Source organism: Propioniciclava flava (genome assembly GCF_004126535.1).
Taxonomy (GTDB): Bacteria; Actinomycetota; Actinomycetes; order Propionibacteriales; family Propionibacteriaceae; genus Propioniciclava; species Propioniciclava flava.
Genome location: NZ_PPCV01000002.1, coordinates 35,553 through 58,016 on the forward strand (window position 1 = coordinate 35,553; position 22,464 = coordinate 58,016).

Sequence of the window (22,464 nt, forward strand, 5' to 3'; positions counted from 1 at the left end):
TCGTTGTCGGCCTCAGCCGCCGATCGCACTCATGGTGCGCTCGGGCGGCTGGAAGCCCTCATCGTCGATCCCATGGGCGCGCGGCTTACCCCACTGCGCCGTCCGCCACGCCTCGGCCAGAGCCTCGTCGCTGCCCCCGCCGCGCAGAAGCGCGCGCAGGTCGGTTTCCTTCTGGGAGAACAGGCAGGAGCGCACCTGTCCGTCCGCGGTGAGCCGGGTGCGGTTGCAGGCGCCGCAGAACGGACGCGTCACCGAGGCGATGACGCCCACGGTGCCCCCGGGTTGGGTCGCGTCGGGGGCGACCTCCCACAGTGCGGCGGGTGCGGGGCCCCGGGCAGCGCTGGCGGGTGTCAGCGTGAAGGCGGCGCCGAGCATCGCCAAGATCTCGTCGGCTGACACCAGGCGGGAGCGCTGCCACTCGCCCGCGGGGCCCAGCGGCATCTGCTCGATGAAACGCAGCTCATAGCCATGGCTCAGGCAAAACTGCGCCAAGGGCACGATGTCGGCCTCGTTGACGTCGCGCATCGCCACCGCGTTGATCTTCACCGGACGCAGGCCCGCCCGATCGGTGGCCGCGATACCCGCCAGCACGTCGTCGAGGCGATCGCGCCGGGAGAGGCGGGCATAGCGTTCGCGGTCGAGTGAATCCAGCGAGATATTCACCCGGTCGAGGCCAGCCTCGCGCAAACCCGTGATCCGGTGATCGAGCCCGAGGCCGTTCGTGGTCAGCGCCAGTTCGGGGCGGCCCGTGGGGCCACGAAGCGCGGCGGCACCCGCAATGATCTGCTCAAGGCCCCGGCGCAACAAGGGCTCCCCGCCCGTGAAACGGATGGACTCCACCCCGCACCGTTCCACGGCCACGCGCAGGAGCCGCAGCACCTCTGCGTCGGTGAGCGTCTCCTCGGTGGGCAGCCAGGTGAGGCCCTCGGCGGGCATGCAGTAGCTGCAACGCAGATTGCACCGGTCGGTGAGCGAGACGCGCAGGTCGCGCGCCACCCGCCCGTGCCGATCGGCCAATTGTCCAAGGAGCATGGAAGAAACTGTAGCTGTGCCGGTGAGTACTCCCCACCCGGGTTGGCGCTCAGTGCCAGAATGCAGCGGTGACTCTCACCCAGCAGCACGGGCTCGGGCCGAGTCGTGCTCGCGTGCTAGCGCTGTTGGAGAAGTCGGCCGAACCACTCTCAGTGGGGCAAGTGGCTGTCGATCTCGGCGTGCACAAGAACTCGGCCCGCTTCCATTTGGACGCTCTGGCCGAGGTCGGCTACGCGCGGCGAGCCGCCGCTGCGCCCAAGACGCAAGGGCGGCCACCCCTGCTCTACTCGGCCACGAGCGAGGCGCCCAGCATGGGCAATGTTCACCTCCTTGAGCTGGTCAACCTGCTCTTGACCGAAGTCCTGGCCGAATCCGAGGATTCCGCCAGCATCGGGGAGCGTGCCGGACGACGCTGGGGCGCCGCGCTGGCCGACCCCACCACCCCCGCCGACCGCGTCACCGATGACCTGACCACGCACCTGGCTGAGCGTGGCTTCGGCATCCGGCGCGAAGGCGAAGACCTCTGTTTCACCCGCTGCCCGTTCCGCAATGCCATCGACCCGGCGCGACTCCCCATCGTGTGCGCCATCCACCAAGGGCTGCTGGACGGCTACATGGACGCCAGCGCTGGCGCGTGGGTGGCCGACCCGATCACGATCGGCCCGCAGGTGTGCGTGACGCGGTTCCACACCGCCGCCGTGTGAGGCGTCGTCACTCCTGCCCGCGGAGCCTCCGGTAGGCCTCCGGACGCCGGTAGCGCGCCCCCCACACCTCGCGTGAGCGCCAATCGCGTAACGCGTCCATGTCGAAGCGGAACGGGACGTACTGGGCGCGCGCGTCGGCCTGGGCCAGGAGCGCCGACAGCGGCCGTCCGCGAGGATCGAAGACGATGGGCGTGTAGGCCGATGACTGCCCCCAGCCGTCCCCGGGATAGTTGACTGAGGCCAGGGCCACCATGTTCTCGAACGCGCGCGCCTCCATCTGGTGCGAGCGGGTGGGATTCCAGGCGGTCGCGTTGGGGACGAGGATCACCTCCGCTCCCGCGAGCATCAACTCGCGTGCGGCTTCGGGAAACTCCCGCTCCCAGCAGGTCATCACGCCCACCATGACACCGTCGAACGAGGCGACATCGAAGCGCGTCCCCGCCGCCAGCTCGGCTTCGGCATCGGCGAGCAGATGTACCTTGTCGTGACGCAACACGATCTCACCGCGGCGTCCGATGAGAACGGCGGAATTCGTGGGGCCCGCAGGGCTCGTGAGCAGCGCTGTCACCAAGACGCCGACGCCCAACTCTGCCGCGATGTCTTGGAACCCCTCCACGAAGGGCCCCTCCAGCGGCTGCGCCAGCGACTGATCCAACGGTAGGGCGTAACCCGTCGACCACATCTCCGGGAAGGCAACGAGGTCGGCGCCGTCGGCAGCCGCCTCCCGCACGATGCCGCACCCCAGAAGCAGGGCGCTCTCGGGGTCGTTGCGCGGTGCATGGTGCTGGGCAGCCGTGACGCGGAAGACGTGCCGTTGCGGTGGTGGGGTCAAGACCATGGGCTTCGGCGTCGGGTCGCTCACCGCCACCTCCTGCTGGTCGTGATACCCCCCAGTGTGACACCTCGCGAGCCCACCGACGTGCCATAGCCGAGGGATGAAGGTCGAGGCGCCGCATGGGTGCGCACCCGGCAAGGAGTAGGAGAAGCAGGGCTGCGCCACCTTCCCAAACCGGTAGTTTTTTCCGTCACGAAAGGCAAGACTGGGGGCATGCCTGAACTTGCACCTCCATGGTGGTCCTCGGCCGTCGTCTACCAGATCTACCCGCGTTCCTTTGCGGACGCCAACGGTGACGGGATCGGTGATCTGCGCGGCATCATCAACCATCTCGACCACATCGCCGGGCTGGGCGCTGACGTGTTGTGGCTGTCGCCGATCTACCGTTCTCCCCAAGACGACAACGGCTACGACATCTCCGACTACCAAGACATCGATCCGTTGTTCGGGACACTCGCCGACTTCGACGAACTCCTCGCCCGCGCACACGAGCGCGGCCTGAAACTCATCATGGACCTGGTCGTCAACCACACCTCCGACGAGCATGCCTGGTTCGTCGAGTCCCGCGATCCCGCCTCCCCCAAGCGCGACTGGTACATCTGGCGTCCGGCCCGCGAGGGTTTCGAGCCCGGCACGCCCGGCGCCGAACCCACCAACTGGGGTTCGTTCTTCGGCGGCTCCGCCTGGGAGTACGACGAGGCGTCCGGGGAGTACTACCTGCACCTCTTCAGCCGTAAGCAGCCCGACCTCAACTGGGAGAACCCCGACGTCCGGGCGGCCGTGTACGCCATGATGAACTGGTGGGTCGATCGGGGCGCCGACGGCTTCCGAATGGACGTCATCAACCTCATCAGCAAGACCTACCCGCTCGCCGACGGCGCCGTCGCCCCCGGGCAGCCCTTCAGTTTCGAGATCGACAAGGTGGCGAACGGTCCTCGCCTCGTCGAGTTCCTGGAGGAGATGAACCACGCCGTCGGGCTGACCGACAAGCAACTCTTTACCGTCGGTGAGATGGTCTCCTGCGACGTCGACCACGCGCGCGCCTACACCTCGCGCGAACACGACCGGCTCGGGATGGTGTTCACGTTCGAGCACGTCAGCCTGGATCAGGGCCCGGGCGGGAAGCTCGACCCCCGGCCGCTGCACCTGCCGGATCTGAAGAAGAACCTGGCGCTGTGGCAAGAGGGGCTCTACGGCGAAGGATGGAACTCGCTGTACTTCGAGAACCACGATCAGCCGCGGTCGGTGAGCCGGCTCGGCGACGACTCAGAGGAGTACCGCATTGCCTCCGCCAAGGCACTGGCCACCGCCCTTCACCTGCACCAGGGGACGCCGTACGTCTACCAGGGGCAAGAGATCGGGATGACCAACGCAGGGTTTACGACGATCGAGCAGTACGCCGACATTGAGGCGCTGGGCCAGTTCAAGCAGATGGTCGACGCAGGCGCCGATCCCGAGGCCCTGCTGGCCGGTCTGGGCAAGATGTCACGCGACAACGCCCGCACGCCGATGCCCTGGACGCCGGAGGGCGGGTTCACCGATGCGACTCCGTGGCTCCCGCTGAACCCGACGACGCCGACCATCAACGTTGCCTCCGATGGGGCGGACCCGCACGGAGTCAGCGCCTACTACCGCGAACTGATCCGGCTGCGGCACGAACTCCCCGTCGTCCAGATGGGGCGTTTCGACCTGCTGCTGCCCGAGGACGAGCGGCTGTGGGCGTTCACGCGCACGTGGGGTGAGGATCGCCTGCTCGTCGTGATCAACATGACGTCAGCGCTGGCCGGCGTCCCCATGGCGGAGTTGCCCGACATCGAAGATGCGCGGCTCCTGCTCACCAACCTGAGCACGGGCCAGGATCTGCAGACCCTGCAGCCGTGGGAGGCTCGCGTCTACGCGTTGTCGGTGTAGGTGAAGTCCGGCCGCACCGCCGGGGTGCGGCCGGCACGCCCCGGGTTCGCGGTGATTTCCCTGACGTTGACGGCGGCGCGGTCGATGGCGTCCGCGACGGCGTCAACGGTGAGATTCGCCTGATTGATCGTGCTGGCAGGCTCCTCGACGTGCATCTTGCCCTTGCCGATGAGCACCATCACCAAGACGACCAAGAGCACCGCGATCGTGAGGGTCAAGAACCCCAGGACGAGCGCCCAAGCCAGCGGGAGGATGAGCGAGTACAAGGCGGAGAAGGCGAGCCCGACGCAGATGAACAGCAGCGTCACCGCCTGAAGCGCCAGGTATCCGGCCGCTCCAAAGAGCCCAGCCCCGAAGCCCAACCGCTTGGCCTGAGGCAGGAGCTCAGCCTTCGCCAGCTCGATCTCGCCTCGGACGATGGTTTGGACGTCTTGGGTGATGTCTTTGATGACGTCACCGAGCTGAGGCTCAGACATGGGAACTCCTTCGACGACTGCAGTTCATGCTAGCGGCTACAGCGGATGCTGACGGCGATGGCGGACTACACCTTGATCGAGACGGCGGCATCCGGTCGCGCTGGGGGCGGTGGGATGCGGCGGGGATCGACCGTGGCTCGCCAGCACGACACCTGGTACGGAAGAAGTAACGGCTCAGGGACGCGAGCCGACGACTCGTAGAGGGCGCCGACCTCAGCCATCAGGCGTCCGAGGCGGTCGGCGTCCAGGTCGGGGAAGCGGCGCGCGACCATGTCCAGCAGGTCCACGCGGGAGATGGGCACCCACAAGCGGTGATGGCGTTGCTCGATGCTGCTGAACAGGCCGGACTCGGTGAGCCGGTCGACGCTCTCGGTGCCATAGGCGCCCGCCATGGCCGCTGGGTCCACATCGCGCAACAGTGCAGACAGACGCCGCACCCATGGCACGGAGTCATCGCGCACGGTGTAGCTGATAGCCAGGTGAGCCCCGGGGGCCAGGACGCCCGCCACGTCGGCGAGCGCGGCCGGATCGAGCCGGTGGAGGCACTGGTGAAGGAAGACGACGTCGAACGAGCCCGTGGGGAACGGCAGGTGCTCTGGGGCAGCGACCACGGGAAGAGCGTGAGGGGCGCGCGACCACAGGGCTCGAACCCCGGCACGGCTGGTGTCGCAGGCAACCACCTGGCCGTCCGTGGCGAGCCCGCCCACCACCGGCGCGCTGGAGCGGCCCAGCACCAGGACGCGGGCCTGCGCGCGCGCAGGCAGCAGCCAGTCGATGGCCGCGCGCGGGAAGGCCGGATGGCTGGTCACGGGCATAAGTGTGATCGTACCGAGGCGCAGGTCAACCCCTGCGCCACGGCTGTGGATGGGCGCGTCGGGTATCCACAGCCGCGACGCATCGTGACGCCGTGCACCGCCTTCATTCCAAGGTGCGGACATGGAGGAACAACGCCTCATCGTCCTGGTCACCCACGACGCGCGGATCCGCGAGGCCGTCGAAGCTGCGGGCGTCGCCTTGGGGGTGGCCGTGCAGGTGTGTGCCGAGGCGTCGGTGGGGTTGGCGTCGTGGTCGCATGCCACGGTCTGTCTCGTCGGCGCCGATGCGGGCGCGGCCATTGCGGCGGTGGCGCCTCGCCGCAGGCCGGAGGTGTACCTCGTGGGCTACGAGGACGCTGAGGCGGCCACCTGGTCCGTGGCGCTTGGGGCGTCCGTCATCGTGTTGCCCCAGGGGTCGGCTCTCCTCGCCGACGTGATGGCAGGCCAGCCGAAGGCGGGTGGCCGCGTGGTCGCCGTGGTGGGCGGCTCCGGCGGTGTGGGGGCCTCCACGTTGGCTGCGGGGCTGGCGCTGGCGGCGGTGCGATCTCGCCGCAGCAGCGCGCTCGTGGAGGTCGATGAGTTGGGCGGCGGGATCGATCTTTTGCTGGGGGTAGAGCGCGCCCCTGGGTGGCGGTGGCCGCGGCTGGTGGGTGCCCACGGCGAGGTGGGGGACGTGCGCGGGCTCCTGCCGCATGTGGAGGGGGTGCCTTTCGTGGCGATGGGGCGCGGTTCAGAGCCCCCTCCCGGTGACGCGGTCGTTGCCGTCCTGGGGACGCTGTCGCGCCACCACGATCTGGTCGTGGTCGATGCCGGGCGCGCTCCCGCGCCCGTGGCGCGGCACACCGTCCGGGGGGCAGATGCTGCCCTGCTGGTCTGTTCGGGCGACGCGCGGGGTGTCGCGGCTGCCGCCCAGGTGCGTGAGCGATTCGACTGGGCGAGCGGCTCGGTCGTCGTCCGGCAGACGTCGGGGGGAGCCCAGGCCGAAGCAGTCGCTGAGGCGTTGGGGTTGCCGCTTGCTGGCGTGCTGCCCTTCGACCGGCGCCTTCCTCACGCGAGCGCCGAGGGGGAGTCTCCGAGTGTGGCGGGCGCGCGCTGGCAGCGCGCGGTGGCTGCGCTCGTCGACGAGGTGGCCGGGGGCATCACGGAGGCGAGTCATGGCCGTTGACCTCGACGGCGTCCGGGCACGCCTCAGTGAACGGGGGGAGGCCGCGCGCCCGGCCGAGGTCGCCGAAGCGCTGGCCTGGCTGGGGCATGTGGTCTCTGACGCGTCGGTGCTGGCCACGGTCGCTGCCCTGCGGCGCGAGAGCGAGGGAGCGGGCCCGTTGGAGGAACTGCTCGGCGGGGAAGGCGTCACCGATGTGCTGGTGAACGGGCCCGAGGAGGTGTGGGTGGATCGTGGGGCGGGCCTGGAACGCGCACCTGTCCGGTTCGCCGACGAAGAGGCAGTCCGGCGCCTCGCTGTCCGGCTTGCCGCACAGGTGGGCCGTCGGCTGGACGATGCCAGCCCCTTCGTCGACGCCCGGATGCTGAACGGCACGCGGGTGCATGCCGTGTTGGCCTGCGTGGCAGGGCGCACGTGCCTGTCCCTACGGGTTCCCTCCCGGGTACGGATGTCGCTGAGCGATTGGGTGGAGCGAGGTTCCCTGTGTGCCGAGGGCGAGGCGGTGCTGCGAGGGCTGGTCGCCGGGCGCGCTGCGCTGCTGGTCAGCGGGGGGACCGGGTCGGGCAAAACGACCCTGCTGGCGTCCCTGCTCGGTGAGGTGCCCCCCGAAGAACGGCTGGTCATCGTTGAGGACAGCCGCGAACTGAACCCGGTGCATCCGCACGTGGTGCACCTGGAGGGCCGTGTGGCGAACGCCGAGAGCGCGGGCGGGGTCAGCTTGACCGATCTCGTGCGTAACGCCTTGCGTATGCGTCCGGATCGGCTCATCGTCGGCGAGGTTCGTGGTGCGGAACTGGTGGACTTGATGGCCGCGCTGAACACCGGGCATGAAGGTGGCTGTGGCACGGTCCACGCCAACAGCGCCCAGTCGGTTCCGGCGCGGTTGGAGGCACTGGGAGTGCTCGGCGGGCTGGGGCGGGAGGCCTTGCACGCTCAGGCGGGGGCGGCCCTGGATGCGGTCATCCATGTCCGGCGCGATCGCGATGGTCGCCGCTGGGTAGAGCAGGTGGCTGCGGTCGAGCGTGCCGACGACGGGTTGCTGAGGGTGGTGCCTGGGTGGACGTGGGACGCGTCAGGGCACGGTGAGGCGGGTCCGGGCGCGGCCCGGCTTCGGCGGTGGGTTTCGTGAGGCGGGTGCCGCCATGGCCGTGATCGCTGCGCTGCTCGCTGCCCTCGCGGCGTGGTGGTGGGTCCCCGCTGAGGAGAACCTGCGCAGGATCGCCGGTGAGCCCACCGCACGCCGGGTACGGCGCTTGTCGGCGTCGGTGGCATGGCTGGGGGCGCTGGCGCTGATCCTTGTGCTGGCGGGATTCGTTGCGGGGGCTGCGGGCGTCGCGGTCGCGCTCGCAGCGAGTGTCGCGGCAGGCACCGTCGCCGCCATGATGGCGCGGCATGGCAGGCGACGGCGTAGCGCCGCGCGCGCTACGGAGATCGTCAAGGCGGGCGAGACCATGGCCGGGCTGCTGCGCGTCGGGCGGGTGCCCTCGGCCGCTCTGGTCGAGGCTGCCCTGGATGCGCCGGTCCTGCGCCCGGCCGCAGCGGAGCACTCGGCTGGCGGCGAGGCGGCACCGGCGTTGCGCCGGGTGGCCGCACAGCCCGGGTGCGAGGGGTTAGGGGAACTGGCTGACGCGTGGGAGATCGCCACCCGCACGGGCGCTTCGCTGGTGGAGGCCGTCGACGTGGCCGCGCAGCGGCTCGCCGCACAAGCGGAGGTGACGCGCGTGGTAGCCGCAGAACTGGCGGCTGCCCGGCTGTCAGGCCACATGATGGCGGTCCTGCCGCTTGTCGGGATCGGTTTGGGGTACGCGCTGGGTGGCGACCCGCTGGGGTTTCTCCTGGCTCAGCCAGCAGGCTGGGTCTGCCTCAATGTGGGGGTCGCCTTGGTGTGCGCTGGGGTGTGGTGGATCGACGCGATCGCGGCCCAAGCAGAGGGGGGCGTGTGATGGCGCAGACCTTCCCGCTGGCCTTCTTCGCGGCATTGTGGGCGGCCTTGGCGGTGTGGTGGGCGCTGCCGGGGGATCCCCTTCGACGGCTACGAGCGTCTGCCTCGCGCCCGATGTGGAGTGGGCTGCGACGGTGGGCGTCCCGTTTGCCGATGCTTCCGACGAAGAGGGACGTCCGTCGTCAGGAGGCACTGCGTCGTTCGGTGCCTGCCACGTGCTCGCTGCTGGCGTCGTGTCTGGCGGCGGGGGCTCCACCGCGACGGGCGCTGCGCGATGTGGCACGGGTGGTGGGTGCTCCCGCTGGGCCTGAGTTGACCGCCGTCGTCCAGCGCATCGACGTCGGCGTCGACGAGGCGGACGCCTGGGCTGACCTCGGCTCGGTCGCAGGGTATGAGGAGATGAGTCGTGACGTGGCGCGGGCGATCCGCTCGGGGCTGGGGCTGGCCGATCTGCTGCATCACCATGCTCGGGAGGCACGACTGGCGGTCGCGAGTGCGGCGATGGTGCGGGCGCGCGGTGCAGGCGTCCGCGGCGTGCTGCCCTTGATGATCTGCTTCCTGCCCGCCTTCTTTGCGCTGGGCATCATCCCGCTGTTCGCCACCTTCCGGTTCAACCTTCCGCTCCCCTGAGGCCGTCACCTGGCGTCGACGCTCGGGTGGGCTTGTGCCGGGGCCTTGCGCGCCGTGGCAACGAAGGAGGGGGCGCGTTGTCCACAGCGGTGGTGTTGGCCGAGTGCGGTCTCCACAGGAGCCGGTCTGGTGATTCCTCAGCTCACGGGATGCCCAACCTCAGGGTGCAACGCCGAGTGGCGGTGCCCGGCAACGGAGAACTAACCCAGGAGATGTCATGTCCCACGCAATCCTCGCCACCCCCGCCGACCGCGCCGACGCTGGCTCCCCGGCCTCGCTGGAGGCGGCCTACCGCACCACCCAGCGCGTCGCGCGGCTCCGCGAACGCGGCATGGCGACCGTCGAGTACGCGCTCGGTGTGGTGATCGTCATCGTGTTGATCGGCCTGATCATCACGGCGATCAACACCGGCACCTTCAAGGAACTGCTGGATCAACTCATCTCGGCGATCATGGGGTGGATCCAGGAGGCCTTCAAGGTGAATCTGCCCATCAAGCGCTGAGACGCCCCCCGCTCAGAGCCCGCTGCCCGATCCGCGCTCACGGCACCGGGCAGCGGGCAGGGGTTTTCACCGCCGTCGTGGGGGCGAGGGTCGCATGCACGGGGCGGCCCCGCTCTCACGAAGCCCCACCTCAAGCGTGGCCCGAGGGTCGATCAGGAAGGCACAGCCATGGCAGATCAGAAAAGCAGTGCACCAAGGCCTCTGCGGGCCGAGGTGTGTCCGCAGTTCCGCCCCCTCAGCGAGCGTGGCCTGCTGTTCCGGTCTCGCCGTCGGCCGGGCCTGTTATCCCGCATGAGGCGGCCAGCTGCCCCGTGGGGCGTGGAGGCGGGCATGGTGACAGTGGAGACCGCTTTTGCGCTCATCTCCTTGGCGGTGGTGGGGAGCTTCGCGATCGCCGTCGCCGGTGCGCTGTTCGTGTTGGGTGCCTGCCAGGTGACCGCGAACGAGGTAGCCAGGCAAGAGGCGCGGGGGGACCAGGTGGCTGTCGCACGAGCCAAGCAGGACGCCCCCCGGGGCGCGATCGTGGTGACGCGCCGCGAGGCGGGGGCAGTGGTGACGGAGGTTCAGGTTTCCGCAGCCTTGGGTCCGCTGTCGTGGCCCCTCAGCGCCCAGGCCACGGTCTTGGTGGAACGACCGTGACGGGCAGGGCCGAAGCCGAGCGCGGGTCGGCGATGCTGTGGGCGTCCGGGATCATCCTCCTCATCGTCGTGGTGACGCTCCTGCTGATCGGGGCAGGCGCGCTGGCAGCACGCGGGCACGCAGCCCAGGGTGCAGCGGATCTGGCGGCGCTGGCGGGCGCGCAGGCGCAACGATCCGGCCGGGACGCCTGCCCTGCCGCCGCCAAGAGCGCCGCCCTCAACGATGCGGAGGTGACCGCATGCGCGGTTGCGGGCGACGAGGTCGAGGTTGTCGTCACCGTAGATGTGCGGATCCGTGCGGGGCTCGGCCCCTGGACGACGGACCTTGCCGGTCACGCCAACGCGGGCATCCTCACGGGAGCGCCGGAATGACGAGCCGAGGGGATCGCTCCAGCAAGAGAGCCACGAGTGCGGCGGCACCGTCCTTATCGAGCGGGTTGTTTCCCGAACCACACTTGGGCGAGACGACACACGCGGGGCAGCCGCCCTCGCAGGGGCACGTCAGCAACCGGTCCAGGGTCGCCGACCACCACTCCTCGGCACGATCAAAGCCACGCTCGGCCAGGCCAGAGCCGCCGGGCAGTCCGTCATGGACGAAGACGGTCGCCGCGTTGGTGTCGGGATGGAGTGCTGTGGACAGCCCGCCAATGTCCCACCGGTCACACGGGACGAAGGCGGGTAGCAGGCCGATCGCGCAATGCTCGGCAGCATGCAGGGCGCCCGGAATGTCGGCGGCGGCGACCCCCGCGTCGAGAAGCACCGACGAGGGCAGCGTCCACCACGTGGCGCGGGTGCGCAGCCGGCGCTCAGGGGAGTCCAGTGGGGTCTGGTCCCACACCTCACCCGACTCGGCATCACGACGCAGGTAGGAGGTCACCTGACTGGAGAGTTGGACCTCCCCGGAGAACAATTCCCCCGCACCGAAAGGGCGCGACCGTTCCGTACTGAGGACGCGAACGTCGGCAACGGATTGGGGCTGGGTGTAGTAGAGCGGGTCGGCGCGCCGAACCAGCGCCACGCGATCTGCTTCCTCAACGGAGTGCACCAACCACGTCTCGCCCTGATGGACGTACACGGCCTCAGGGTGCAGCGTCCGATCCGATGCCGAAGCGTCCACGTTGCCGATGACGCGCCCGGTGGCCTCGTCCACGACCTCGTACGCCTTGCCTTGAGCCGAGCGCAGGTCGATGGAATCGACGGCCCGGGACGGGTGCGGCCAAAACCACCCCGTTGGACGCCGACGCAACGCCCCCTGCCGCGTCAAGGATTCGGCCAGCGCGACCGTGTCGGGGCCGAACCACCGGGCATCCGCCTGCGTGAGAGGGATTTCTTGTGCAGCGGCGCACAGGTGAGGGCCGAGCACGAACGGGTTGTCGACCGGGACGACCGTCCGCTCGATCGGGCGCTCGAAGATCGTTTCGGGGTGCTGCACCAGATAGGCATCCAGGGGATCCTCGCGGGCGACGAGGACGGCGGTAGCGTCGCGGCCGTCGCGCCCGGCTCGGCCGACCTGCTGCCAAAAGGCGGCCAAGGTTCCGGGGAACCCGGCGGTGATGACGGCGTCCATCCCGGCAATGTCGATCCCCAGTTCGAGGGCGTTCGTGCTCGCGACGCCCCGCAACCGGCCTTCGCTGAGCGCTGATTCGATGGAGCGACGATCCGTCGGCAGATAGCCGCCCCGATAGGCGGCGATCGTGTCGGGGTCGGGGGAGAGCTCACGAGCGCGGATGGCGACCAGTTCGGCTTGCAGCCGCGATGTTGTGAAGGCGAGCGCCTGCCCATCGCGCGCGAACCCCGCCAGCAGCCCCGCGGTGGTCTCGGTCAGGCTGGGCGTCGGCGACAGCAACACCACATCGAGGGCGGGGCGAGGGGAGGCGTCCGACGTCACCGCCACCACATCCTCGCTCCCGATCAGCGCCGATGCCACACTCTCGGGAGCGGCGATCGTCGCCGACGTACACACGAAGACCGGGTCGGCTCCGTAGTGGTGGGCCAGCCGTCGCAGGCGGCGGAGCACAGCAGCCATGTGGGCGCCGAACAGCCCCTTGTAGCGGTGGGCCTCATCAATCACGACGTGGGTCAAGCCACCCAGCAGCCGGGCGTAGCGGTGGTGCTGCGGCAGGACGCTGCGATGCAGCATGTCGGGGTTCGTCAACACGTAGGAGGCGAACTCGCGAGCAAACCGCCGCTCGTCGGGGTCGGAGTCTCCATCCAGCGGCGCGACGCGCCAGTCGGCGATGCCCAGTTCTTCGCAGGCGCGAACCTGGTCGTGGGCGAGGGCTTTGGTGGGGGACAGGTACAAGGCGGTCGGCTGGCTGCGGACGCGTAGCCCCGACCGCTCGCCTCGGACGCCCGCCACACGGCATCCCTCGGGCAACAGGCCGTCGGCGGTCGCGGCGAGGACGGGCAGCAGGTAGGCCAGGGACTTTCCAGAAGCGGTGCCGGTCGCCAGGGCCACGTGATGCCCTGCGTGGGCTGCTTCTGCCGCCGTGATCTGGTGCGCCCAGGGGGCCAAGATGCCGTGCCGCGCGAACGCGTGTCGGACGCGGGGCGATACCCACGCGGGCCATGCGCCGGTGACGCCTGGCGTGGCGTCGCGGTGATGCTGGTAGGCGACGGAATCGGAGGCAGCCAGCCACGACGGAATCGCCACCGTGCACCTCCCTTCCCTACGTCGTTCCTTGTCGTGCGTTGACGCCCTCGCCCACGGTCAGCCCGGCGGGGTGCCGCATCGCGGATGTACGACACGGCACCTTGAGCTTAGGCATGAGCAGTGACAACGTCCTTCGGCCACCCCGGCCCGCGAGGAGGCGTCGGATGATCGCCGTGATCCGAGGACGAGAGGCGCGCATGGGAAGCTGGGGGCATGTTCGACAACGTGGACGCCCCTGTGCTGGCGCAACGACTCCGAGACGCCGGGTACACGCTGGAGGCTGTCGTCGATCGGATCGGTCCCGCGGCAGCGGACGCCCTGGCCCGCAACACGACCCTGGCCGCGCGAGACGCCTTGGGCTCGGCGACGGACGCGCAAGCGGACCTGATCCGGCTGTTCATGCTGCACGACGTGATCCCCGCGCAGCGGCTGGAGCAGGCTCTCGGTGACGTGGCGGGTCTGGCGGACGCCGTCCTCGAGTCTCGCGGGGAGGGGTGGCGGGCCGCCATCGAGATCAGGCCGTACGCGGCGACCGCCGACCCGGGGATGCCGGGCGCGTTCGATGGCTGGGTGGCGCATGATCTGCTCCCCACGCTGGATGGGCGTCTGGATCGGCCACGCCCCGACTACGTGCTGGGGTTGTCCCCGGCGTCCAGCACGCTGGCGCAGATGACGATCCGGCGCCCGGTGGGCAGTGCGCTCGACCTGGGGACGGGGTGTGGCGTCCAGAGTCTCCACTTGGCTACGCATGCGGCCAGGGTGGTTGCCACCGACCTCAACCCGCGGGCGGTCGCGTTTGCCCGGTTCACGGGCGCGCTCAACGGTCTCGACCTGGATGTGCGCGAGGGCTCGTTGTATGAGCCGGTCGCTCACGACGGCTTCGATCTCATCGTCACGAATCCGCCCTACGTGATGAGTCCGCCTAGCGGCGAGCGGCTCGTGTACCGCGAGGGCGGGTTCACCGGGGACGCGCTCGTGGAGCAGGTGGTGCGGGGCGGGGCTGCACGTCTCAACCCGGGCGGAACCCTGCAGGTGCTGGGCAACTGGGCGATGGCGAAGGACGAGTCGTGGCAGGACCGTTTGGCGGGGTGGATCCGGCCTACTGGCGCGGACGCCTTGGTGCTGCAGCGCGAGCGTTTGGATGTGTACGAGTACATCGAGGTGTGGCTGCACGATGCGGGTCTGGTGGGTGATCCGAGCTATCACGCGCGCTACCGCGAGTGGCTGGACTACTTTGCCGCCCAGGGGATCACGGGCGTCGGTATGGGGTGGATCATGCTGCACCGTGCTGACCGCGACGAGCCTGACCTGACGTTCGAGGAGTGGCCGCACGCCGTGGTGCAGCCCGTCGGGGACGCCTTCGCCGCGCATCAGGCCAGCATCGAGGCGGAAGAGGTCGACGATGACGCCCTCCTGGCCGGGGCGTGGGTTCTCGACTCGCGGGTCGATGTGGAGATGCTGGGACGCCCGGGTGAGGCCGACCCTGAGCATGTCGTCTATCGCCAGCGGTACGGCTTCGGTCGCGCCGTGGAGGTCGACACCGCGCTCGGGGCCGTTCTGGGCGCTTCCGATGGCGAGTTGGACACCGGCACCCTCATCAACGCCGTCGCCGACATTTTGGATGCGGACGCGGAGGCCCTGGCGGATGAGCTGCTCCCACGCCTGCGTGCGCTCATCCGCCAGGGCTACTTGTCGCGACGCGGGTAGGCCGCGACGGACCGGGGGCCCCGACCCCCTCGGGGCCCCCGGAGCTCAGTTGATGGGGCTGGCCCCCAGCGTCACCGTGGAGGTGTGCTTGGTGCCGGACGCGTCACGCCACGCGACCGCGACCTTTGCCCCTGGATCCAAGGTGGCGAGTTGCGCCGACAGCGCATCGTGGCTGCTGACGGCGACCCCGTTGACGGCGGTGATGGTCGCGCCGACGCTCAGCCCGGCCGTCGCGGCGGGGCCGCCGCTCACCACAGAAGCAACCACCAAGGAGGAGGTATCGGCGACGGTGATCCCGAGGTAGGCCTTGGGGCCGACCTGGACGGTTCCGGAGTCCTTGCCGGTGCGCATCTGGTTGATGACGGCCAGGGCGTCGCTGATGGGGACGGCGTAGCTGACGGTCGTGGAGGCGCTCGCGGAGGTGTTTCGTCCGTTGCGCGGGCTGGCTGTGACCTGAGTGCTGCCCGCGGTGGTCATGCCGAGGACTTCGCCTTCGGGGTCGAACATGGGGCCGCCGGAGTCGCCGGGGACGGCGCCCGCGTTCGTCTCGATCACCCCGGTGAGGGTTTCGCTTCCGCCGGTTTCAGAGTTGACGGTGACTTGCTGGTTCAGTCCGGTGACGGTGCCGGACGCGGCCACGAGTTCGCCCCCGCCGGACGCGTTGCCCACGGCGGTGAGGTGCTGGCCGAGGGCGACGTGGTCGTTGTCGGGGGTGATGGTGACCAAGCCGGACGCGTTCTTCAGTTGCAGCAAGGCGACGTCGCGGGTGGCGTCATGGCCCACCACGGTCGCTTGGTATGTCTTTTGCGTGTCCACCACTTCCACCTCGACGGCAGTGGAGCCGTTGACGACGTGGTAGTTGGTGAGGATCTGGCCGTCGCTGGTGAGCACCATGCCGGTTCCGGCGGCCTGCCCTGAGGTGGTCTGGGTGGTGATGAGGACGATGCCCTTGCTCTGCTGGGCCGTCGGGTTCGTGGTGGAGGTGGTCGCCGTGGTCGAGGTGCTGTTATCGCCTGAGTTCGTCGTGGTGTCGCCGGACCACGAACCTTGCGTGGTCCACGGGGCCGTGTGACCCGAGGCGACCGCGGGCGCGAACTGGTTCACCAGGCGCGGGGCGAGCGTGGGGACGGCGAGGGCCAAGGCGGTGGCTCCGGCGAGGGCGAGAGCGGTGAGCGACGTGGACGTCTTCATGTCCACCAGTGGACGCCGCGATCCTGTGCGTCACCTGTGGGACGCCCCACGGTTGGGTATGAGGGCGGGCGTCGGGTGGGGGGAGAGAGCGGACGCCAGGGTGGGGTGTGCGGGTGGACGCCCGGGTCAGTTGATGGCGCTAGCGGTCACCGTGACGGTGCCGGTGCGCTGGCGTCCTGCCGCCGTCGTCCATCCCAGATCGACGGTGCTGCCCGGTTCGATGTTGTCCAAAGCGGTCGACAGTTCGGGGCGGGAAGCGATCGTGTGGCCGTCCAGTGAGGTGATGACGTCGCCTGTGCGCAGTCCGGCGCGCCAGGCGGGTGTTCCCGGTTCGACGCGGGTGATGACGACTTCCTGGGCCGCGTCGTCGTTGACGACGACGACACCGAGGTAGGCCTTGGGGCCGATGACGACGCTGCCGGATTCGTCCCCGGCGCGAACCTGGTTGACGACCTGCATGGCGGCGTCGATCGGGACGCCGTAGACGCGGCGTCCTTCGTCGGTTTCCCCGGTTGCGCCCCCCGCCGTGGTCATGCCCAGCACCTCGCCGTGGGCGTCGAGCATGGGGCCGCCGGAGTCGCCCGGCCAGGCGGCCGCATTGGCTTGGATGAGCCCTCGCAGGCGCTGGGGCGGATCGTTCTCGTTGGCGCTGCGCACCTGGACCGACGTGTTGAGGGCCTGAACGTTGCCGCGATTGGCGGTGATGAACCCTTGGCCGTTCGCGTTTCCGGCGGCGATGACGGTTTCGCCGATGGCGACCGGATCCTGGTCGAGGGTGACCACTTTGAGGTGGGAGGCCCCCTCTAGTTTGAGGAGGGCGACGTCCTTGGTGGCGTCTCGCCCCACGAGGGTTGCGGTGTATTGCCGACCGGTGAGCGCGATGGTTGCTGTCACCGCGGACGTGGAGCGGACCACGTGATAGTTGGTGAGCACGTATCCGTCGGGCGTCAGCACCATGCCGGTGCCTGCCACCGTCTGGTTGCCGGTGCGTCCGGAGATGAGGACGACGCCGCGCTGGAGGGCGTCGGTGACGTCGACGGGGCCCGTCGTTTGAGCGGCCGTGGGCTGCGGGGTCGCTGTCGTGGTGTCGCTGGGGGCTGCGGGGATCGGGAACCGCCCGGGCGCAGTGCCCCGGGTGAGCCAACCGGTGGCCGTCGGGGCCACCAACGCGAGGGTCGCGAGTTGGGCCATCACGGCGATCAGGACGCCGATCACCACGGAAGCGAGGGAGGTGCGGCGCGCCACAGGAGGCGGTGGTGGGACGGGCCAAGGTGCGCTCACTTCGCCAGTCTAGGCAAGGCCTACGACACGGCCATGATCTGTTCTTCTTGCGGAGACCCGCTAGCATCCCGTCCTGGTGGCCCCTGTGGCCTGCCAGGTTCTCGGGGTCGTCCCCGTTCCTCGTGTTGGAGAAGGCACATCGTGGCAACTGACAATAAGCGCGCGCTCGTCATCGTCGAGTCCCCCGGCAAGGTGCGCAGCATCGCGCAATACCTGGGCGATGGGTACGTGGTCGAAGCGTCCGTCGGCCACGTGCGTGACCTGCCCAAGAACGCCGCCGACGTGCCCGCCAAGTACAAGGGGCAGGACTGGGCCACGACCGGCGTCGACATCGACAACGACTTCGAGCCGCTGTATGTGGTGCAGACGGCCAAGAAGGCGACGATCCGTAAACTCAAGGACGCCTTGAAGAACGTCGATGAGCTCTACCTGGCCACTGATGAGGACCGCGAGGGTGAGGCCATCGCGTGGCACCTCCTGCAGGAGCTCAAGCCGAAGGTTCCGGTCAAGCGCATGGTGTTCCACGAGATCACCCCCGACGCCATCCGGGCTGCCGTCGCGAACCCGCGCGATCTGGACATCGACCTGGTCGACGCCCAGGAGACGCGCCGCATCCTCGACCGGCTCTACGGTTTCAAGGTCAGTCGGGTGCTGTGGAAGAAGGTCAAGCCGAAGCTGTCCGCCGGACGCGTGCAATCGGTCGCGACCCGGCTCATCGTGGACCGCGAGCGCGAACGCATGGCGTTTGTCTCGGCCGATTACGCCGACCTGGAGGTCACGCTTGATGCCGGTGCCGACGCGGAGCCGTCCGCGTTCACGGCACGGGTCAGTTCCGCGGCAGGCTTGAAGGTCGCGGCGGGCCGCGATTTCGACAGCCTCGGCGTCCTGACCGCCAAGAAGGCACTGCACCTGAACCTCGCGGCCGCGCAGGCGCTCGCCGACGGCCTGACGGGCGCCGGTGTGACGGTGGACTCGGTGGAAGCCAAGCCGCACACGCGGCGTCCCTACCCGCCGTTCCGGACGACGACGCTGCAGCAGGACGCGGGCCGCAAGCTCGGATTCACCGCGCAGCGCACCATGTCGGTGGCTCAGGAACTGTATGAAGGCGGCCACATCACCTATATGCGTACCGACTCGATCACGCTGTCGGCGACCGCCGTGCAGGGTGCCCGGGCGGCGGTGAAGGAGTTGTACGGCTCCTCCTACCTGCCCGACAAGCCCCGCACCTACGCCTCGAAGGTGAAGAACGCGCAGGAGGCCCACGAGGCGATCCGCCCCGCCGGGGACAGCTTCACCGCCCCCGACAAGACGGGGCTGCGCGGGGACGCGTTGCGCCTGTACGACCTGATCTGGAAGCGCACGGTTGCCTCGCAGATGCGTGACGCCGAGGGGCAGACCGTCTCCATCGGGATGACGGCGACGCTCAAGGCGGCCGTGGACGTGACCGATGCCACCACCGGTGAGATCGTCAACGTCGCGACGGCGGCGCTGACGTCCTCGGGTCGCACGCTCACGTTCCCCGGGTTCCTCCGGGCCTACGTCCAAGGCATTGAGGAGGGCGATGCATCCGACGACGCGACCGCCCAACTGCCCGCGCTCAGTGTCGGGGACGCCCTCGACGTGGCCGGGGTGGAAGCCGAACCGCACGCGACGCGCCCGCCGGCCCGCTACACCGAGCCGTCCCTGGTGGCGAAGCTGGAGGAACTGGAGATCGGGCGGCCGTCGACCTACGCGTCGATCATCCGCACGATCACCGAGCGTGATTACGTCTTCAAGAAGGGTTCGGCCCTCGTCCCGACGTGGCTGGCGTTCGCGGTGACGCGCCTGCTGGAGGAGCACTTCCCGCGCCAGGTGGATTACCAGTTCACCGCGGAGATGGAAGACGTCCTCGACGAGATCGCGAACGGTTCGGCCGACCGGCTGCAAACTCTGAAGGACTTCTATTTCGGGACGCAGGGCGAGAACGGCTATCAGGGCCTGCTGACGTTGGTGGAGGAACTGGGCGACATCGATCCGCGCGAGATCGCGACGTTCGCGCCCGTCCACGACAACGGTTCGGGAATCGAGGTGCGGGTCGGGAAGTTCCGTCCCTTCCTGGAGGACGCCGACGGGAACCGCGCCAACATCGACGAGGATCTGCCCCCTGACGAGTTGACCGTCGAGAAGGCGCGGGAGTTGTTGGAGACGCCCTCGGGGGCCACGAAGGAACTGGGCACCGATCCCGTGTCGGGGAACCCACTGGTGGCCAAGAACGGACGCTTTGGCCCTTACGTCACCGAGGTGCTCCCCGAGGACGCCCCGAAGAAGCAGAAGCCGCGCACGGCGTCCCTGTTCAAGGACATGTCGCTGGACACGGTGACGTTGGAGGAAGCGCTCAAACTGTTGACGCTGCCCCGTCTGGTGGGCGCCGACGCGGAGGGCAAGGAGATCACCGCCGCGAACGGCCCCTATGGCCCTTACCTGAAGAAGGGCACGGATTATCGCTCGCTGACCAGCGAAGACGAGTTGTTCACGGTGACGTTGGAGCAGGCCGAAGCGATCTACGCGCAGCCCAAGCAGCGGGGACGCCGCGCCGCGGCGGGCCCGTTGAAGGAGTTGGGTGAGGATCCGAACTCGGGCAAGCCGGTCGTGGTGAAGGACGGCCGCTTCGGCGCCTACGTGACGGACGGCGAGTACAACGCCACGTTGCGGAAGTCGGATTCGGTGGAGGACATCACGTTGGAGCGGGCCGCTGAACTGCTGGCCGAGAAGCGCGCCAAGGGGCCTGCCCCCAAGAAGACCACGCGTCGGGCGTCCACGACGGCCAAGGCGACCACGGCCGCCAAGAAGCCCGCTGCCCGCACGACGACGCGCAAGCCCGCTGCGAAGAAGCCCTCGGCGTCCTGAGCAGCCTCACCTCGTCGGCGCAGGGGCTGTCGCGAGGGGCTGTGAGGCGTCTGGGGCTGAGCGCGAGATTAGCCGCGCGGCCCGAGGGGGCGCTGAAGCAAGGCGGGGATGACGTGTTCCACCAGCATGGGCGACAACGCGGGCGCGGTGGCCGCGTCGGGTGTGAGGGGAAGCCAGCGCAGTTCTTCGATCTCTGCGGACGCCACCGGTTCGCCGGCCAGCGGGGCCAGGAACACGTCGGAGGTAATGGTCAGGCCAGGTTCGTTGGCGGCCCCAGCCGACCAGTGGCCCAGCAGGGTCAGGTCGGACTCATCAAGGGTGAGGGAGAGTTCCTCGGCGACCTCGCGGACGGTCGCCTGCGGGTGCGTTTCGCCCGGCTCGACTTTGCCGCCCGGCAGCATGAACGCGGTGGTGCCTCGCTTGCGGACCAGCAGGAGATCCCCCTTGGCGTTGCGGAACGTCACGGACACCACGAACAAGCTCACGGGGGATGACTCTAGCCCGGACGGCCACGACAAACGGGGCCAGCCCCGGAGGGCTGACCCCGTCAGGTCGACGTGTGTGTCGCGTCAGCGAGCGTTCACGTTCGCCTCGATCCGGGCGCCGACCGTCGGGTCGATGGACTTCCAGTACCAGATCGCCCGGGCGAGAACCTCGCCGGTGACGCCCGTCAGCGCGCCGGTGACCGTCTCGACGAGGCGGTCGCGGGCAGCGTCATCGAAGACCTCGCGCACGAGTGTCCCTGCCTGACCGAAATCGTCATCTTCGGCGTGCAGAGTGTTCGCGGAGCGCAGGATCTCGCCATCGGCCTCCCACGTCTCGGCCGGGGTGCCCTGCCAGTCGGAGTACGGACGCCCGAACGAGTTCGGGGCGTACACCGGCGCATCACCGGAGTGGTAGAACGCCATCTGCCCGTCGAACATGTAGTGGTTGGCGCTCTCCTGGCCGCCGGGAACCGCGATCGGCTGGTTGACCGGAAGCTGGTGGAAGTTCGACCCGATGCGGTAGCGCTGCGCGTCCGCGTAGGCGAACACACGACCCAGCAGCATCTTGTCGGGGGAGAACCCGATACCCGGGACGATGTTGGACGGCGCGAACGCCGCCTGCTCGATCTGGGCGAAGTAGTTGTCGGGGTTCTGGTTGAGTTCCAACTCGCCGACCTCGATCAGCGGGTAGTCCTGCTTCGACCAGGTCTTCGTCAGATCGAAGGGGTTGAAGCGGTAGGTCTTGGCGTCCTCGTAAGGCATGATCTGCACCGAGAGCGTCCACTTCGGGAAATCGCCGCGCTCGATGGACTCAAACAGGTCGCGGCGGTGATAGTCGGCGTCCTGCCCGGCGATGGTGGCGGCCTCTTCATTGCTGAGGTACTCCATGCCCTGCTGGGTGTGGAAGTGGTACTTCACCCAGAACCGCTCACCGGCCGCGTTGACCCACATGTAGGTGTGGGAGCCGTAGCCGTTCATGTTGCGCCACGTCTTCGGCAGGCCGCGGTCACCCATCAAGTAGGCGACCTGGTGGGCGGTCTCCGGGGAGAGCGTCCAGAAATCCCACTGCATCGTGTTGTCGCGCAGGCCGCTCGCGGGCAGACGCTTCTGCGAACGGATGAAGTGTGGGAACTTGATGGGGTCACGCAGGAAGAAGACGGGCGTGTTGTTGCCGACGAGGTCGTAGTTGCCTTCAGTGGTGTAGAAGCGCAGCGAGAAGCCACGCACGTCACGCCAGGTGTCGGGGGAGCCCAACTCGCCCGCAACGGTCGAGAACCGCAGCAGCGTCTTGGTCTGGGTGCCCGGCTGGAAGACGGCAGCCTTGGTGTACTGGGAAACATCGTGGGTCACCGTGAAGTGGCCAAAAGCGCCAGCGCCCTTGGCGTGCGGACGCCGCTCGACGACGTTCTCGCGGTTGAAGTGAGCCAGTGTCTCGACCAAGTGCACATCGTGCAAGACGATCGGGCCATCAGCACCGACCGACAGGGAATGCGCGTCGCTCTCGGCGACAGCACCTCCGGTGGTCTGGGACGGGTGGGAAGACGATGAAGTGGTCACGGCTTTGTCCTTTCCGTGGAGTCCGTTGGGGACGTAGACGACTCCTTACATGTAGGC

The 22,464-nt window shown here is 69.0% G+C and carries 20 protein-coding genes; 11 read left to right on the forward strand and 9 right to left on the reverse strand.

Annotated features, from left to right (window positions below; all coding sequences use genetic code 11):
- Positions 1-12: 12 nt before the first annotated feature.
- A complete protein-coding gene (gene moaA / locus C1706_RS02910) occupies positions 13-1,032 on the reverse strand; it encodes a GTP 3',8-cyclase MoaA (RefSeq protein WP_129457717.1) in 1,020 nt (339 codons plus the stop codon).
- Positions 1,033-1,100: 68 nt separating this feature from the next.
- Here moaA and C1706_RS02915 point away from each other — a divergent pair, with 68 nt between their 5' ends.
- Positions 1,101-1,736 carry a helix-turn-helix transcriptional regulator gene (locus C1706_RS02915; RefSeq protein ID WP_129457718.1) on the forward strand — a complete coding sequence of 212 codons (636 nt, stop codon included), beginning with the start codon at positions 1,101-1,103 and terminating at the stop codon, positions 1,734-1,736.
- Between the two features lie 7 nt (positions 1,737-1,743).
- Here the strand turns inward: C1706_RS02915 and C1706_RS02920 are convergent, their stop codons facing one another.
- On the reverse strand, positions 1,744-2,598 hold the full coding sequence (locus C1706_RS02920; protein WP_164987401.1) for a carbon-nitrogen hydrolase family protein: 855 nt from the start codon (positions 2,596-2,598) through the stop codon (positions 1,744-1,746).
- A 186-nt stretch (positions 2,599-2,784) separates the two neighbouring features.
- Between C1706_RS02920 and C1706_RS02925 the strand changes: the two genes are divergently transcribed.
- Entirely contained in the window at positions 2,785-4,482 is a 1,698-nt protein-coding gene (locus tag C1706_RS02925; protein ID WP_129457720.1) for an alpha-glucosidase, read from the forward strand.
- Here C1706_RS02925 and C1706_RS02930 read toward each other — a convergent pair.
- Both C1706_RS02930 and C1706_RS02935 read right to left on the reverse strand, forming a co-directional pair.
- Positions 4,464-4,958 carry a phage holin family protein gene (locus tag C1706_RS02930; protein ID WP_129457721.1) on the reverse strand — a complete coding sequence of 165 codons (495 nt, stop codon included), beginning with the start codon at positions 4,956-4,958 and terminating at the stop codon, positions 4,464-4,466. The two genes, C1706_RS02925 and C1706_RS02930, sit on opposite strands and share 19 nt — an antisense overlap.
- Positions 4,959-5,023: 65 nt before the next feature.
- Positions 5,024-5,773: a class I SAM-dependent methyltransferase gene (locus C1706_RS02935; RefSeq protein ID WP_164987402.1), complete on the reverse strand. Its 750-nt coding sequence runs from the start codon at positions 5,771-5,773 to the stop codon at positions 5,024-5,026.
- A gap of 121 nt (positions 5,774-5,894) precedes the next feature.
- On the opposite strand from C1706_RS02935, the gene ssd reads away from it, so the two are divergent.
- The 7 genes from ssd to C1706_RS02970 all read left to right on the forward strand — a co-directional run bounded on the left by ssd (position 5,895) and on the right by C1706_RS02970 (position 11,019).
- Positions 5,895-6,938 carry a septum site-determining protein Ssd gene (gene ssd, locus C1706_RS02940; protein ID WP_129457723.1) on the forward strand — a complete coding sequence of 348 codons (1,044 nt, stop codon included), beginning with the start codon at positions 5,895-5,897 and terminating at the stop codon, positions 6,936-6,938.
- Positions 6,928-8,064 carry a TadA family conjugal transfer-associated ATPase gene (locus C1706_RS02945; RefSeq protein WP_129457724.1) on the forward strand — a complete coding sequence of 379 codons (1,137 nt, stop codon included), beginning with the start codon at positions 6,928-6,930 and terminating at the stop codon, positions 8,062-8,064. The genes ssd and C1706_RS02945 overlap by 11 nt, the downstream gene beginning before the upstream one ends.
- A gap of 13 nt (positions 8,065-8,077) precedes the next feature.
- The gene (locus C1706_RS02950) at positions 8,078-8,878 is read left to right on the forward strand and encodes a type II secretion system F family protein (protein ID WP_129457725.1); all 801 of its coding nucleotides are present in this window, start codon (positions 8,078-8,080) and stop codon (positions 8,876-8,878) included.
- On the forward strand, positions 8,878-9,507 hold the full coding sequence (locus C1706_RS02955) for a type II secretion system F family protein (RefSeq protein WP_129457726.1): 630 nt from the start codon (positions 8,878-8,880) through the stop codon (positions 9,505-9,507). The genes C1706_RS02950 and C1706_RS02955 overlap by 1 nt, the downstream gene beginning before the upstream one ends.
- A gap of 217 nt (positions 9,508-9,724) precedes the next feature.
- Complete coding sequence (locus C1706_RS02960; RefSeq protein WP_129457727.1) at positions 9,725-10,009, forward strand: DUF4244 domain-containing protein; 285 nt, start codon at positions 9,725-9,727, stop codon at positions 10,007-10,009.
- A gap of 330 nt (positions 10,010-10,339) precedes the next feature.
- The gene (locus tag C1706_RS02965) at positions 10,340-10,648 is read left to right on the forward strand and encodes a hypothetical protein (protein ID WP_129457728.1); all 309 of its coding nucleotides are present in this window, start codon (positions 10,340-10,342) and stop codon (positions 10,646-10,648) included.
- Positions 10,645-11,019: an Rv3654c family TadE-like protein gene (locus C1706_RS02970; protein ID WP_129457729.1), complete on the forward strand. Its 375-nt coding sequence runs from the start codon at positions 10,645-10,647 to the stop codon at positions 11,017-11,019. Before C1706_RS02965 ends, C1706_RS02970 begins: the two co-directional genes overlap by 4 nt.
- Here the strand turns inward: C1706_RS02970 and sftH are convergent.
- Positions 11,000-13,300: a DNA 3'-5' helicase SftH gene (sftH, locus tag C1706_RS02975; protein WP_129457730.1), complete on the reverse strand. Its 2,301-nt coding sequence runs from the start codon at positions 13,298-13,300 to the stop codon at positions 11,000-11,002. The genes C1706_RS02970 and sftH overlap by 20 nt on opposite strands.
- A gap of 213 nt (positions 13,301-13,513) precedes the next feature.
- Between sftH and C1706_RS02980 the strand changes: the two genes are divergently transcribed.
- Complete coding sequence (locus C1706_RS02980) at positions 13,514-15,007, forward strand: methyltransferase (RefSeq protein WP_129457731.1); 1,494 nt, start codon at positions 13,514-13,516, stop codon at positions 15,005-15,007.
- A gap of 45 nt (positions 15,008-15,052) precedes the next feature.
- Here C1706_RS02980 and C1706_RS02985 read toward each other — a convergent pair whose 3' ends face one another.
- Positions 15,053-16,198, reverse strand: coding sequence for a S1C family serine protease (locus tag C1706_RS02985; RefSeq protein ID WP_129457732.1), 1,146 nt, complete (start codon positions 16,196-16,198; stop codon positions 15,053-15,055).
- Between the two features lie 126 nt (positions 16,199-16,324).
- Positions 16,325-17,479 (reverse strand): S1C family serine protease, encoded by a 1,155-nt coding sequence (locus C1706_RS02990; RefSeq protein ID WP_129457733.1) that lies wholly within the window; start codon positions 17,477-17,479, stop codon positions 16,325-16,327.
- Positions 17,480-17,620: 141 nt separating this feature from the next.
- Here C1706_RS02990 and topA point away from each other — a divergent pair, with 141 nt between their 5' ends.
- Positions 17,621-20,365, forward strand: a complete 2,745-nt coding sequence (gene topA / locus C1706_RS02995) for a type I DNA topoisomerase (RefSeq protein WP_241653399.1) — start codon at positions 17,621-17,623, stop codon at positions 20,363-20,365.
- Between the two features lie 68 nt (positions 20,366-20,433).
- Here the strand turns inward: topA and C1706_RS03000 are convergent, their stop codons facing one another.
- On the reverse strand, positions 20,434-20,850 hold the full coding sequence (locus C1706_RS03000; protein ID WP_194074880.1) for an NUDIX hydrolase: 417 nt from the start codon (positions 20,848-20,850) through the stop codon (positions 20,434-20,436).
- A gap of 84 nt (positions 20,851-20,934) precedes the next feature.
- The gene (locus tag C1706_RS03005) at positions 20,935-22,407 is read right to left on the reverse strand and encodes a catalase (RefSeq protein ID WP_129457736.1); all 1,473 of its coding nucleotides are present in this window, start codon (positions 22,405-22,407) and stop codon (positions 20,935-20,937) included.
- Positions 22,408-22,464 lie beyond the last annotated feature (57 nt).